Origin of the sequence: Nocardiopsis rhodophaea, from assembly GCF_039530945.1 — a bacterium.
GTDB classification, from domain to species: domain Bacteria; phylum Actinomycetota; class Actinomycetes; order Streptosporangiales; family Streptosporangiaceae; genus Nocardiopsis_C; species Nocardiopsis_C rhodophaea.
Window position 1 is genome coordinate 254820 of sequence record NZ_BAAAPC010000002.1, and the last position, 14360, is coordinate 269179.

Below are 14360 nucleotides of genomic sequence, written 5' to 3' on the forward strand. Positions count from 1 at the left end.
GTCGGCTCCTCAGTTATGAGAGAAGCGTCCCGGGTCAGCGCGCATGTCGACCGCGAGGGCGACGGCGCTTGGTGAGCTTCATCAGCGCGGCGCCCAGCGTGGCGGATCCCATGGCGAGGAGTCCGAGCCCCGCGACCGGCGCACCGGTCACCGGAAGCTTGGGCTTCTTCGGTGGCTCCGGTTTTGGCGGCTCCGGCTTCGGTGGCTCCGGCTTGGGCGGTTTCGGCTTGGGCGGCTCCGGCTTCGGTGGCTCTGGTTTCGGTTTCGGTGGTTTGGGTGGCTTAGGTGGTTTCGGTTTCGGCGGTGGCTCGTAGCCGTCGTAGTAGCCGTCGAACCCGCCAGGATGGCTGAACCCAGGAGGCCCGCCATGACCGTCGAACGGATGCGGCGGCGGCCCCGGGATGTCGAACGGCGAGAACGGCTTCGGTATGTCGAACGGCGGAATGAACGGCTCGGGTGGAACGATCGGCGGCGGAAAGGCCTTCTTATCGCCTGAGTCGCCCGACGCGGACGGCGTGTCGCTGGACGACTCCTGCGTCGGTTCCTTGGCCGGCTTCTTCACCGGCTCCTTCGCCGGCTTCTTTCCCGACTTCCCCGACTTGCCCGACGACGCGCCGGAGGACTCACTGGATGAGCCCTTGGGCGCCTTACTGGACGACTTGGCGGAAGACTTGCCGCTGGTGCCGGACTGGAGCTCCGAGACGTCAGGCAGGATCTCAGCCACCTTGGTGGTCTTCTCTGCCTTGTCCGTCACCGGCTCGGCCACCGGTTCCGTGGCAGGCATCCGGACCCTCTCGTCCTCCGCCAGGGCGGTGGGCGCCCCGAGGGCGACGACGGCCGATGTGATTCCCACCGCTGTCATTCCGATTATGGGTCGCATCAATTTCCCCCCAATTTCGGTAAAGACGACGCGTGCCCGGTGACGAGACATGAACCGTCAAAAGCGTCATCTCTGCGTACATGTGAACATCCGAAATAGGAGTTCTTGATGCAGGACACGCCGGAAAGCTGATATCAGCTGCGCAGGTGGGAGGGTATGTCGGAGTCGTACCGATTGTCCGTTGAATGTCCGCTCAGCGGGATTCTACCCCTGCGGGAGCAGCGTCGAATCTAGGCCGGGGAAACGTCGGTTTTCGTTGCCGGAGAGGGGGTTGCGGAATGCGCGAGGGGTTCGGCCCGCGGTCGGGACGAACCCCTCGTTCCGTTCGTTCCGTATCGGGCTAGATCCTGCTCCACGCCTCGCTGAGGACCCCGCGCAGGATTCGCTCGATCTCGTCGAAGTGCTCCGGGCCGCAGATAAGCGGCGGCGAAAGCTGGATGACGGGGTCGCCGCGGTCGTCGGCGCGGCAGATCAGTCCCGCGTCGAACAGCGCGGGCGACAGGAAGCCCTTGAGTAGGCGGGTGGCCTCCTCGCCGGTGAAGGTCTCCTTGGTCGCCTTGTCCTTGACCAGCTCGATGCCGTAGAAGTAGCCGTCGCCGCGCACGTCCCCGACGATCGGCAGGTCGAGCAGCTTCTCCAGGGCGGCGCGGAACGCCGGTGCGTTGCCCCGGACATGGTCCAGCAGCTTCTCCTTCTCGAAGATGTCCAGGTTGGCCAGTGCCGCCGCGGCCGCCACCGGGTGCCCGGCGAAGGTGATGCCGTGGAGGAACGCCGCCCCCTTGCGATGGAACGGCTCCATCAGTCGCTCGCGGGCGATGACCCCGCCCAGCGGGACGTATCCCGAGGTCGCCCCCTTGGCGAAGGTGATCATGTCCGGCAGGTAGCCGAACCTTTCCGCGCCGAAGTAGGCGCCGACCCGCCCGAACGCGCAGATCACCTCGTCAGAGACGAGTAGCACGCCGTGCCGGTCGCAGATTTCCCGCACCCGCGCGAAGTACCCGGGCGGCGGGGGGAAGCAGCCGCCGGAGTTCTGCACCGGTTCCAGGTAGACCGCGGCGACGGTCGCCGGGTCGTTCTGCACGATCGCCTCCTCGATCTGGTCGGCGATCCAGCGGCCGAAGGCCTCGGGGTCGTCGCCGTGCGTCGGGGCGCGGTAGATGTTGGTGTTCGGGACCTGGACCGTGCTGGGCACCAGCGGCTCGAACTGGGTCTTCAGCGCTTGCACGCCGGTGATCGACAGCGCGCCGAGCGACGTGCCGTGGTAGGCGATCCGGCGGCTGATCACCTTGTGCCGGGTGGGCTGGCCGATGGCCTTGAAGTACTGCCGTGCCAGCTTCCACGCCGACTCCACCGCTTCCGATCCGCTGGTGGTGAAGAAAACCCGGTTCAGGTCACCGGGGGCCAGCGTGGCGAGGCGCTCGGCGAGCTCGATGGCGGCGGGGTGGGCGTAGGTCCAGATGGGGAAGTAGGCCAGCCGCTTGGCCTGGTCCGCGATGGCCTCGGCGATCTCGGTGCGCCCATGGCCGACCTGGGAGACGAACAGCCCGGCCAGGCCGTCGAGGCGGCGCCGCCCGTCCGCGCCGTAGACGTAGGCGCCCTCGCCGTGGGTGATGACCGGCACGTCGGTGTCGACGTAGGAGGCCATCTCGGTGAAGTGCATCCACAGGTGGTCCTTGGCCGCCTGCTGCAGCTCGGGCATCGAGCGGCCGACGGTTGGCTGTGCTGTCACGTGGCTCCCCCTGGGGTGGTGTGGAGATCGCGGGGACCGTGAGCCGTTCGGTGGCCGGTCGTCGCGGGGGACCATCCGGTGGTCGACCCAATGAAATAGTCGCACTGGATCGAGTTCTGTCAAGTATCAGTGGTGGAAACCGATTTTTACTGCGGAATCCCTTGCGCAGGTCGAGGGTGTCTGTCAGTGTTGCGAATCACAACCGATCCGCGACCCAACCACAGCCCCGCACCCCCCGCACCCCTGTCACCCCGCTCGACGACCAGCAGACCAGCAGAGGAGATGGCGCGTGTCCCAGCACCCCGAACCGCCCCGGCGACTGCGCAACTTCGTCAACGGCGCCTACGTCGACGCCGCGGACGGCCGCACCACCGACATCGTCGATCCGGCCACGGGGGAGGTCTTCGCCGAGGCGCCGCTGTCCGCGGCCACCGACGTCGACGCGGCCTTCCGCGCCGCCGTCGACGCCTTCGAGAACGGCTGGCGCGACACCACCCCGGCGGAACGGCAGATCGCGCTCAACAAGTTCGCCGACGCCGTCGAGGCGCGAGCGGACGAACTCGTCGCGGCGGAGGTCCGCAACTGCGGCAAACCGGTGCAGGCCACCAAGGACGAGGAGATCTGGCAGGTCACCGACGCACTGCGGTTCTTCGCCGGTGCCGCCCGCACCCTGGAGGGCAAGGCCGCGGGCGAGTACATGGCCGACCACACCTCCTGGATCCGCCGCGAGCCCATCGGCGTCGTCGGCCAGATCACGCCGTGGAACTACCCCATGGCGATGGCCGCGTGGAAGATCGGCCCGGCGCTGGCCGCCGGGGACACGATCGTGCTCAAGCCCTCCGACACCACACCCGTCTCCACGCTCCTGCTCGCCGAGATCGCCGCGGAGTTCCTGCCGCCGGGCGTCTTCAACGTCGTCACCGGCGACCGCGATACCGGACGCGCCCTCGTCGAGCACGCCGCACCCCGGCTGATCTCGCTGACCGGCTCGACCCGTGCCGGGTTCGAGGTCGCGCGGAGCGGATCGGCCGACCTCAAGCGCCTCCACCTGGAACTGGGCGGCAAGGCCCCGGTCATCGTGTTCGACGACGCCGACATCGAGAAAGCGGCCGAGGGCATCGCCGGGGCCGGGTACTTCAACGCGGGCCAGGACTGCACGGCGGCCACCCGCGTTCTCGCCGCCCCGGGCGTCCACGACGACCTCACCGCGGCGCTCGCCGAACAGGCCGCGAAGACCACGACCGCCGGACCGGAGGTGACCGACGCCGACTACGGCCCGCTGAACAACGCGAACCAGCTCGACCGCGTCAGCGGCATCGTCGACCGGGCACCCGACCACGCCGAGGTGCTCACGGGCGGGTCACGGGTGGGTGAGCGCGGCTACTTCTACGCCCCCACCGTCGTGTCCGGCCTGCGGCAGGGTGACGAGATGGTCACCGACGAGATCTTCGGCCCGGTCATCACCGTGCAGCGGTTCGACTCCGAGGACACCGCCGTGAACTGGGCCAACTCGGTACGCTACGGACTGGCCTCCAGCGTGTGGACCCGGGACCACGCCCGCGCCCTGCGCGTCTCGCGGCGGCTCGACTTCGGGTGCGTCTGGATCAACACCCATATCCCCCTCGTCGCGGAGATGCCGCACGGCGGGTTCAAGCACTCCGGCTACGGGAAGGACCTCTCCCTTTACAGCCTGGAGGACTACACGCGGATCAAGCACGTGATGAGCTACATCGGCCAGGACTGACAGGAAACCACGGACCATGGCGGCAACCTTGCACGAGACCCCCGCCCGCCCGGCGGCCGACGCGGCGGCGCGGGCAGACGCCCCCGCCATCAGCCTGGAGGGCGTCGCCAAGACGTACCGCACCGGCCACGAGACCGTGACCGCCGTGTGCGGCATCGACCTCACGATCCCGCAGGGGGAGTTCTTCTCCCTGCTGGGGCCGTCCGGCTGCGGCAAGAGCACGACGATGCGGATGATCGCCGGGTTCGAGGAGCCCACCGCCGGAACCGTGCGGCTGGCCGGCCAGGACGTCACGCACGGCCCGCCGAACCGGCGCGACGTCAACATGGTCTTCCAGAGCTACGCGCTCTTCCCGCACATGACCGTTTACGACAACATCGCGTTCGGGCTGCGCCGCAAAAAGCTGTCCGAGCCGGAGATCCGGCGGCGCGTCGGAGAGATGGTGGAGCTGGTCGAGCTCGGCGGGCGGGAGAAGACCCGGCCCGGGCGGCTCTCCGGCGGGCAGCAGCAGCGGGTGGCGCTCGCCCGCGCCCTGGTCAATCGGCCCAGTGCGCTCCTGCTCGACGAGCCGTTGGGAGCGCTCGACCTCAAGCTGCGCCAGGCCATGCAGATCGAGCTCAAGCGCATCCAGCGCGACATCGGCATCACGTTCGTCTACGTCACCCATGACCAGGGCGAAGCGCTGACCATGTCGGACCGGATCGCCGTGCTCAACCAGGGGATCATCGAGCAGCTCGGCACACCCGCCGAGATCTACGAGCGCCCGGCGACCCGGTTCACCGCCGGGTTCATCGGCACCTCCAACCTGCTCACCGGGACCGTCGCGGAGCGGCGGGGTGACGGCGCCGTGCTCGACTTGGGTGAGGCCGGGCGTGTCATCGCCGCCACCGACGCGGCCCCCGGGGATGAGATCGACGTGACGGTACGGCCGGAGAAGATCACGCTGGCGGCGGAGGAGCCGACGGGGGAGTGGTCGCGGCTGCGGGGGACCGTCACCGAGGTCGTCTACCGGGGGTCGACCACCCACTACACCGTCCGCGCCGACAACGGGGCACAGATCGTGGTGTTCCGCCAGAACGCCTGTGACGCCAGCGCCCTGAGCTCTCGCGGCGACAAGGTGTGGCTGTCCTGGCGGCCGGAGTCCGCCTACGTCCTGCCCCGCCCCTGACACCACCCCCACTCCTCCGTTGATCTCGGCGATATCGACGTAATCTCGTCGAGAATTCGGTCGATATCGTCGAGATCAACGGAGGATCTGCGGAAGTTCCATCCCCCAGCACCGAAAGAGTCAGCGCCGTGACCAGATACGATCCCGCACTCGCACGCGGACTGACCCGCGCCCGCCTCAGCCGCCGATCCATGCTCCAGATGTCCGGCCTGACCGCCGCCGGACTCGCCCTGACCGCCTGCGGTGTGCAGGGCCAGGGAGCGAAGAAGGCCCCCGACGCGTCCTTCTGGGAGGGCCGGAAGAGCAACGGGAGCCTGGCGTTCGCCAACTGGCCGCTGTACATGGACTCCGAGCGCACCCAGCTCACGCAGTTCACCGAGCGGACCGGCATCAAGGTCACCTACGACGAGGCCGTGCAGGAGAACCACTCCTGGTTCGGCAAGATCCAGCCCAAGCTGGCCAACGGCGAGTCCATCGGCTACGACCTGATGGTGCTGACCAACGGCATCGAGCTCACCAAGCTCATCGAACTGGGCTTCCTCGCCCCGCTCGACCACGAGCAGCTGCCCAACTTCGATGCCAACGCCGGGGAGCTGTACAAGAACACGTCGTACGACCCCGGGAACACCTACACGGTTCCCTACACGTCGGGGGTCACCGGCATCGCCTACAATCCGGAGTACGTCGACCGGGAGATCACCTCCATCGCCGACCTGTGGGACCCGAAGTTCGAGGGCAAGGTCGGGATGATGCGCGACCCGCAGGAGATCGCCAACTTCGGGCTGCTGCTCAACGGCGTCGACCCCGCCGAGTCCACGGAGAAGGACTGGAAGAAGGCGGTGGAGAAGCTGGAGGAGCAGCGCGACAAGGGGATCGTGCGGCGGTACTACGAGCAGGACTACATCCAGCCGCTGACCAACGGGGACGTGTGGATGTCCATGGCGTGGTCCGGCGACATCTACCAGCAGAACGCCGAGGAGGGCACGAACCTGGAGTTCGTCGTCCCGGAGGAGGGCGGGACGATCTGGACCGACTGCCTGATGATCCCGGTCACCGCCAAGAACCCGGTCGACGCGCTGATGCTGATGGACTTCCTGTACGAGCCGGAGATCGCCGCCGGGCTGACGGAGTACATCACCTACATCACGCCGGTTCCCGAGGCCCAGGAGATCCTGAAGGAGAAGGCCGCCGAAGCTTCAGGGAAAGAGAAGAAGGAACTCGACGGCCTGGTCGACAGCCCGCTGGTGTTCCCGACCGAGGAGGACTACGCCCGGCTGCACAACTACGTGCCGCTGACCACGGACAACGAGAAGTCCTTCACGCCCCTGTTCCTCTCGGTGACGCAGTCCTAGCCATGGCCATGGAAACGACGACGCCCCCCGAGGGCGGACCGGCCCCGACGCCACCGCGACGCGGCGCGGCCGCCGCCCCCTACTTCCTCGTCCTCCCGGGCTGGCTGTGGCTCGCGGTCTTCTTCGTGGTGCCCATCGTCAGCATGGTCACGATGTCGCTGATGAGCGGCAGCCTCGTGCGCGGGTTCAGCCTCACCTTCGAGTTCGGCAACTACGCCGACGCGGTCGCGACGTACTGGGAACAGATCCTGCGCTCGCTCTTCTACGGCGGCTGCGCCACGCTGCTGTGCATCGCCATCGGCTACCCGGTGGCCTACTGGATCGCGTTCCGCGGCGGCGCCTACAAGTCGACCTATCTGCTGCTGCTCCTGCTGCCGTTCTTCGTCTCGTTCGTGCTGCGCACCATCTCGTGGGGGTTCCTGCTCGCCGACGACGGGGTGCTACTGGGGACGCTGAAGGATATCGGTCTGCTTCCGGACGGCACCCGCGTGCTCAACTCCGCCCCGGCGGTCGTGTTCGGCCTGGCGTACAACTTCCTGCCGTTCATGGTGCTGCCGATCTACGCGGTGCTGGAGCGGATGGACCACCGGCTGGTGGAGGCCGCCCGCGACCTGTACGCCGGGCGCGTACAGGCGTTCGTGCGCGTGGTGCTGCCGATCTCGCTGCCGGGCGTGTTCGCCGGGGTGATCATGACGTTCATCCCGAGCAGCGCTGACTACATCAACGCCAAGGTGCTCGGCGGCACACATAACACGATGATCGGCCAGGTCATCGAGTCGCAGTACCTGGTGAACAACGCCTACCCGATGGCCGCGTCGATCACGTTCATCCTCATGGCCGTGCTGCTCATCGGGATCTTCAGCTACGCACGGGCGCTGGGTACCGAGCAGGTCATGGAGGCGCAGGCACGATGAGCACTACGGACATCCCGGTCTCCACCGACGCACCGGATCCGTTCGAGCGGACGGGGCCGGCCCCGCGGCGATCGCGTCGGGCCGTCGACTGGGGCAAGTACTTCACCTGGCTGGTGCTGGCCTGGCTGTTCGCGCCGATCGTCTTCATGATCGCGTTCAGCTTCAATGACGTGCAGGGGCGGCACAACGTCACCTGGCAGGGCTTCACGCTCCGCTGGTACGAGGACGCCCTCGCCTACCCCGATCTGACGACGGCGCTGCTCAACTCACTGGCCATCGCGCTGCTGACGATGGTGATCGCCGGCGTGCTGGGCAGCCTGCTCGGCCTGGCACTGGGCCGCTACCGGTTCCGCGGGCAGGGGACGACCAACCTCGTCATGTTCGCGGCGATCTCCGCGCCGGAGGTGGTGCTGGGGGCGGCGCTGTTGTCGCTGTTCCTCACGATGAACGTGGCCACCGGCTTCCTGACCATCCTGCTCTCGCACGTGATGTTCACGGTGTCGTTCGTGGCGATCACGGTCCGGGCGCGGGTCCTGACCCTCGACCCCAGCCTGGAGGAGGCCGCCCGCGACCTCGGCGCCACGCCGCTGACCACGTTCCGACTGGTGACGCTGCCGATGCTGGCCCCGGCGATCATGGCGGGCGGGCTGATCGCCTTCGCGCTGTCGATCGACGACTACATCATCACGTCGTTCGTCAGCGGCAACGTCCAAACCTTCCCGCTGTGGATTTGGGGCGCCACGCGCGTCGGTATCCCTCCGCAGGTCAACGTCATGGGGACACTGATCTTCGCGGTCGGCGCGGTGCTCGCGATCGTCAACATCGTCCTGGCCCGGCGCCGGGCCTGATCGCCACCTCCTCCAGCGGGCAGAGGGGAACGCCGCCCCTGGAGGTCACATCCCCCGGTCATCACATCGCGCAATATCATGACAACGGAGTGAAGTGATGCGTCGTGTCCGCGCCTGACCCGTCAACCGCCGCTACGGCGGCCCTGGCCGGGGCCAAACCCCTGGCCTTCTGGCTGGACCCCGAGGTCGAGGGCCACGAGGTGCCCGAAACAGCGTCGGCGTTGTCCGGCGAGATCACCACCGACCTCGCCGTGGTCGGGGCCGGATTCAGTGGACTTTGGGCGGCACTGATCGCCAAGGAGCGCGACCCCGGCCGTGACGTCGTGCTGATCGAGGCCCGTACCGCCGGATGGGCTGCGTCCGGGCGCAATGGAGGGTTCTGCGCGTCCAGCCTGACCCACGGCTTCGCGAACGGGGCGAACCGCTGGCCGGACGAGATCGCCGACCTGGAGCGGCTGGGGCGTCAGAACCTGGACGAGATCGAGGCGGCCATCGCGCGCCACGGGATCGACTGCGAGTTCGAGCGAACGGGTGAGCTGCTGGTCGCCACCGCACAGTGGCAAGCCGACGATCTCGCCGTAGAAGCCGCCAACCTGAGGGAACTCGGCTACACCACGGAATTCCTCACCGAGGAGCAAACGAGGGCCGAAGTCGACTCCCCGACCTACGTTGGCGGCATGTTCGACCCGGACGCCGTCGCCATGCTCCACCCGGCCAAACTCGCCTGGGGCCTGCGCGCGGCGTGCCTGCGACTGGGGGTGCGCATCTACGAACAGACCCCCGTCCGCGATATCCGTTCGATCTCCGGCGGCCTCCGCCTCGAAAGCAGAAGCGGTGCCGTAACGGCCCGCCGCGTCGCCTGGGCGACGGGCGCCTTCCCCGGCCCGCTGCGCCGAATTCGCCACTTCGTGGCACCGGTCTACGACTACGCCCTGATGACCGAGCCGCTGAGCGAGGAGGAGATGGCCTCGATCGGCTGGAAGAACCGCCAAGGGCTCTCCGACTCGGCCAACCAGTTCCACTACTACCGACTCAGCGCCGACAACCGCATCCTGTGGGGCGGCTACGACGTCATCTACCACTACGGCGGCAAGGTCCGCCCCCAATACGACCAGCGCCCGGAGACCTTCGAGCGGTTGGCCGAGCACTTCTTCGCGACCTTCCCCCAACTCGAAGACCTGCGCTTCACCCACGCCTGGGGCGGCGTGATCGACACGTGCAGCCGCTTCTGCGCCTTCTTCGGCCTGGCCTACGGCGGCCGCCTGGCCTATGTATCGGGCTACACCGGCCTCGGCGTCGGCGCCACCCGCTTCGGCGCCGAAGTCATGCTCGACCTCCTGGCGGGGGAGGACACCGAACGCACCCGCCTTGAGATGGTCCGCTCCAAACCCATCCCGTTCCCACCCGAACCCCTGCGCTACACGGGCATCGAACTCACCAGACGCGCCATCGCCGCCGCCGACCGCAACAACGGCCGCCGCAACCTGTGGCTGACCACCCTGGACAGACTCGGTCTCGGCTTCGACAGCTGAAAATTCCGACTGCAGAAGAGAATAAGGACGCGCTTCGCGCGCAGTTCTCTTTTATGCTGCCGCGTTGTGGCTGGGGTTTCCGTCCCCACCGCCCACCGCGGTAGTGCACGTCTGCTGGCGGACCCACCCACCCCCCGATCGAGCCGCTCGGCCTTCGCTGTCTCGACCGGGGCCGGGTACGTCCCGCCGTCTTATCGCACGTGATTCTGTCCTTGAGGTGTTTCTGCGAGTTCGATGCCGATCGCTACGACGCCGAGCGCCTCGCGCTCCGGCGGGTAGATCTCGCGGATATTGCGCAGCTGGTCCTCCCTGGTCGCGGTCGGGTTGACCGAGGAGACCGGCTCGTGGTCGAACATCTCGTCGAAGTCGGCGTAGCGGGCGATCCTCGTCACCCGCGTGAGGACCTCCTCATCGCGACACCGGAACCGGATCAGGTCCCCAGACCTGATCCGGGCACGTGAGGAGTCGTTGACACGGATCTCCGTTGTCTTCGTGCCTGCCTTGATCAGGTCGAAGTACCGCTTGTAGATCCCCATCTCGTGTGCACGGGGGCGGGCTTCGAGGTCTGCGGGTCGGTTGCTCATCAGTCGGCCGAGTTCCTTGACGGTGAAGCTACGGAAGAAGTGCTTGGGATCGGAGAGAAGTTCCGCGACGAGCCAGATCAGGGCATCCACATAGTTGTCGGTGTTGCCGTCCCAGGCCGTGGTGTTGAGCATCCAGGGTTCCACATCGGCGGGCAATGCGTCTTCACCACGCTCGCGCAGCAATGACTTCGATAGTTTGGCGCCGGTGTGCGCCAACACCTGCGGGGTGAAGATGCGCAAGGGCATATGTGATCCGGGCGTACCGAGGACGGTGAGCGCTCCATCGACAAGCTGGCAGCCGAATGCCCAGTCACCGCCCTTGAGCATGACGTACAGCGTTCTGCTGTCGCGCCCGAGCGCACGTTCCTTCACGAGATTGCGGTAGAGCGTCGCCAGATCGAGGTAAGTGTCGTTCTCCGGATCAACAGGGACCTCGTAGTCGCCATGGTCGAGACACACAGCCGTGAACAGGGCCCCGTCCTCATCGAGATGGATCAGCCTGGTCCGTTCCGCCCGTTTCTCCGCCCACCCGCACTCCGGGCAGGGGAGGCGCGTGTGCACAATGCCGTGGGACGGTGCCATCCACCACCGGATCTCGTCCAACCGTTCGAGCGTGCGCAGGAACTCAGCGCGGAAGCCAGGAGCGGCCTGCTGGTCGGTGTAGCTCTCCAACTCGTAGTCAGTGCTCGTGGCATCGGCCAGAGAATCGAAGAACCCACGGTAGTAGGTGTCGATCAGCGCCCCCACTCCGGACTTGCCCAGGGAGTGGTAGTAGGTCTGCTGGTAGGCGTGGTGGGTTTCAGGATCAAGAACGACGTCGTAAGGCGCGTTGTCGAGCGCGCCGAACTTTACCGACGTCTCGACGGAGAACTCCCGCCGGGCGATCTTGGCGAGCAGGAAGGCCGTTGTTTGTACGAGGTTCGTCCCGAGATGCGGGGCGCCATTGATCTGGGTCCCCACCACGAATGCGATCCGCTTCGGGCGGATCGCGTGGACGCGGGGACGAAGCAGGTCGACAGAGCGCAGCAGAGCGTTAGCGAGTACCGAGTTGGGTGAGACCAGCAGGGGGGTGGTCGCCACGGTTCACCTCTCACGCTTAGGTTTGGGTATCCGCAGGTTGTTGAGGATGAAGTCGAGCCGCGTCGCGGCGGCTTCGGCCGGGACGAAGACAGGCTCGTATCCGGCGTCGTAGTAGCCCTGAACGACCAGCTCATGCACCCGCCGGATCTCTCGGTCCTTGGCCCACACGATGTCGTCGGGGTCCTCGAAAGTGTCGAGGGGGTCGAGGACGAATACGGCGTCGTAGCGGTAGACACGGTTGGCCTCTTCCAGCTGTGGCGTGGGCGAGAGCCCGAAGAACCGCTCCCAGCCGTAGGAGTCGGGGATGCCTCGGTTGTAGAAACGGATGCCGTGCTTATGGCCCTCGAACTCGGCGATGAAAGCCTCCAGGACCTCGGCCGCGTACTCGCGGCGGTCCTCGGCGCGCAGGTGGCGCCCCAGCCGCTGGCGGTGCTTGCGGTAGATGGCGCGGCCTGCCTCCGACTCCATGCACGGGATTCCGTGCTTGATGATCTCAGCGATCACGTCGTCCTTTCCGACGGACGGGCCGCCAGTAATGACGTAGCGGCGCGGATCACCCATGGCTGTCTCGGCGATAGCGGAGGTGAGCGGGTCGGGGGACTCAGTTGTCGGTGTCATGGCCTTCCTCGTTCTTTGTCCTGCGGTCAAGCCAGGGCTGTGACCACGCCTCGCCTAACTCCACCTCGGCCCTGAGTGACGAGGTGAAGCCGTCCCGGTCGGGATTCTCGGCTGCCGCGAGCACCAGTAAGGAAAGCTGCTCGTCCCTCATAGGAGGCGTCCAGCCAGCCAAGTCGACAATGTCGTCAACAGAAAGTTCGCCGAGCGCGCCGAATGAGCCGGGTGGGTAAACCTCCCTGTACCGCTCCGCTTCGGATCGCAGAAGGCCGTACCGCCATGCCGCAGTGACGGCCTGGCGCGTGATCGCTTGGAACCCTTCTTCCATGCTCGCCATTCGGTCCATGGTCAGCAGCTCAGCCCGAAGGGCATACACAGCGGCCCATACACGGCTGAGGTGCTCTTCGTGCTCGGTGAGTTCCCAAGCGAAAACATCGTTCGGAAGACGTGACTGCCCCTCGGCTGGAGCCAGGCGGGGGGCAAGAGCGCGAGTGCCGCGGAACTGCTCAGCGTCACGCTGGAGCATCCACGCCAGCCGCTCGATGAGCCGTGGCTCGACGCGCTTGCGGAAGTGGTGAACCTCGTTCCCACATGCCCGCGCGGCCGCCTCGCGGCGGGCGGTGAGGGTGGTACCCGCTTCACCCGGAGGAAGGCCAAACAGGGCGCGGGCCGAGCGGGAGTAGCGGGAGTCGTCGAATCGAGCGAGAGCTGCCTTGAGGACCACGTCCAGGGCGGCGAGAAGCGAGGAATGATCAGAAGGGTCGGCGGCGCGGGCAGCGACTCCACGCAGTCCCAATAGCTGGGGGGATACTTCATCGGGAACGGTTGGCAGACCTTTGCGCAGTAGAACCTGGGATGGGTGGGCACGCTTGCACACCTGCACCACAGCGGTGAGCGGTGGGGATGGAAACCTCAGCCACGGGGCGGCAGCCTAGAAAAAACTGCGCGCGAAGCGCGACAACTCACAGAACTCTTCAGATGGCCTCCGAAGGCGCAGGCCTTGTGCACGGTCAGGGCGGATGGGCCACATGATCGGATGCCTCTCCGCGCTGACACGCTTTCCCCGGAAAAGAGCCGCCCGGCCCAAGCGGAGGGGTCAATGCCGGGCGGCTGCAAGCGGCCGCCATCTTCTCCAGCACGGGGCGGATGCCGAAGGCGTCCGTGTATAGCAGTACCCCCGGGTGCCGGTTGGTCAGGTCGGGCAACTTCTACCGAGGACCGAACTGGCCGAGCACGGCTACTACGTGCTCGTCCCCAACCTCTACTACCGGCACGGCCCGGCACCGGTGATCGAACTTCCCGAGCACATCGGAGAAGAGATCCGGCCCGCGGTCTTCACCCAGCTCATGCCCTTGATCGAGGCGCACACCACCGAACGCGCCCTGCGCGACGCCGACTCCTACCTCAGGTTCCTCACCACCCAGCCCGAGGTCAGCGCCGGACCGGTCGCCGTGACCGGCTACTGCATGGGCGCCGTCTTGGCGATGCGCACCGCGGCGGCCCACCCCGAACAGGTAGCCGCAGTCGCCGGATTCCACCCCGGCCCCTTGGTCACCGACGCGCCCGACAGCCCGCACCGCCTCGTCCCCAATCTCACCGCCCGAGTCCACCTCGGTCTCGCCGAAAACGACCTGACTGTGCGGCCCGGTCGAGGTGGGCCTGGACCTGGGCGAGGTAGGGGTAGGTGCGTTTGTTCCCTGTCTGGTGGTGGGTGAGGGTGAAGCGCCATCCGTCGTCGGTGCGGTACCAGGTCAGTGTGCGGTCGAGGGTCTCGGCCAGGTGGCGGACTTCGAGGAACACGTCGCCGAGGTGTCCGGGCGGGCTCTGTCGGGCGATCACTGGGCTGCTCTCGCAAGGAGATCGAGTTCGGTCCGTTCCGCAGCCGCTTCCGGGCGGTGCTGGAGCGCCCACCTA

12 protein-coding genes are annotated in these 14360 nt (G+C 67.1%); 7 read left to right on the top strand and 5 right to left on the bottom strand.

Annotated features, from left to right (window positions below):
- Positions 1-34: 34 nt before the first annotated feature.
- Together ABD259_RS03040 and ABD259_RS03045 are read right to left on the bottom strand one after the other, a co-directional pair.
- A complete protein-coding gene (locus ABD259_RS03040; protein WP_344099211.1) occupies positions 35-784 on the bottom strand; it encodes a hypothetical protein in 750 nt (249 codons plus the stop codon).
- Between the two features lie 436 nt (positions 785-1220).
- Positions 1221-2579 carry an aspartate aminotransferase family protein gene (locus tag ABD259_RS03045; protein WP_344160184.1) on the bottom strand — a complete coding sequence of 453 codons (1359 nt, stop codon included), beginning with the start codon at positions 2577-2579 and terminating at the stop codon, positions 1221-1223.
- A 319-nt stretch (positions 2580-2898) separates the two neighbouring features.
- Between ABD259_RS03045 and ABD259_RS03050 the strand changes: the two genes are divergently transcribed.
- The 6 genes from ABD259_RS03050 to ABD259_RS03075 all read left to right on the top strand — a co-directional run bounded on the left by ABD259_RS03050 (position 2899) and on the right by ABD259_RS03075 (position 10167).
- Positions 2899-4353, top strand: a complete 1455-nt coding sequence (locus tag ABD259_RS03050; protein ID WP_344160009.1) for a gamma-aminobutyraldehyde dehydrogenase — start codon at positions 2899-2901, stop codon at positions 4351-4353.
- A 16-nt stretch (positions 4354-4369) separates the two neighbouring features.
- Complete coding sequence (locus ABD259_RS03055) at positions 4370-5521, top strand: ABC transporter ATP-binding protein (RefSeq protein WP_344160012.1); 1152 nt, start codon at positions 4370-4372, stop codon at positions 5519-5521.
- Positions 5522-5649: 128 nt separating this feature from the next.
- The gene (locus ABD259_RS03060) at positions 5650-6873 is read left to right on the top strand and encodes an ABC transporter substrate-binding protein (RefSeq protein WP_344099205.1); all 1224 of its coding nucleotides are present in this window, start codon (positions 5650-5652) and stop codon (positions 6871-6873) included.
- A gap of 2 nt (positions 6874-6875) precedes the next feature.
- Complete coding sequence (locus ABD259_RS03065; protein ID WP_344160015.1) at positions 6876-7787, top strand: ABC transporter permease; 912 nt, start codon at positions 6876-6878, stop codon at positions 7785-7787.
- Positions 7784-8635, top strand: coding sequence for an ABC transporter permease (locus ABD259_RS03070; protein ID WP_344099201.1), 852 nt, complete (start codon positions 7784-7786; stop codon positions 8633-8635). Before ABD259_RS03065 ends, ABD259_RS03070 begins: the two co-directional genes overlap by 4 nt.
- Positions 8636-8739: 104 nt before the next feature.
- Positions 8740-10167 (top strand): NAD(P)/FAD-dependent oxidoreductase, encoded by a 1428-nt coding sequence (locus tag ABD259_RS03075; RefSeq protein ID WP_344160018.1) that lies wholly within the window; start codon positions 8740-8742, stop codon positions 10165-10167.
- 191 nt (positions 10168-10358) lie between these two features.
- Here ABD259_RS03075 and ABD259_RS03080 read toward each other — a convergent pair whose 3' ends face one another.
- From ABD259_RS03080 to ABD259_RS03090, 3 genes are read right to left on the bottom strand one after another with little or no spacing between them, the layout of a single operon-like run.
- Positions 10359-11831, bottom strand: coding sequence for an ASCH domain-containing protein (locus ABD259_RS03080; protein ID WP_344160021.1), 1473 nt, complete (start codon positions 11829-11831; stop codon positions 10359-10361).
- A 3-nt stretch (positions 11832-11834) separates the two neighbouring features.
- Positions 11835-12449 (bottom strand): AAA family ATPase, encoded by a 615-nt coding sequence (locus ABD259_RS03085; RefSeq protein WP_344099194.1) that lies wholly within the window; start codon positions 12447-12449, stop codon positions 11835-11837.
- Complete coding sequence (locus ABD259_RS03090) at positions 12433-13242, bottom strand: hypothetical protein (protein WP_344160024.1); 810 nt, start codon at positions 13240-13242, stop codon at positions 12433-12435. Before ABD259_RS03090 ends, ABD259_RS03085 begins: the two co-directional genes overlap by 17 nt.
- A gap of 385 nt (positions 13243-13627) precedes the next feature.
- On the opposite strand from ABD259_RS03090, the gene ABD259_RS03095 reads away from it, so the two are divergent.
- Entirely contained in the window at positions 13628-14161 is a 534-nt protein-coding gene (locus ABD259_RS03095; protein ID WP_344160027.1) for a dienelactone hydrolase family protein, read from the top strand.
- The last annotated feature ends 199 nt before the right edge of the window (positions 14162-14360 follow it).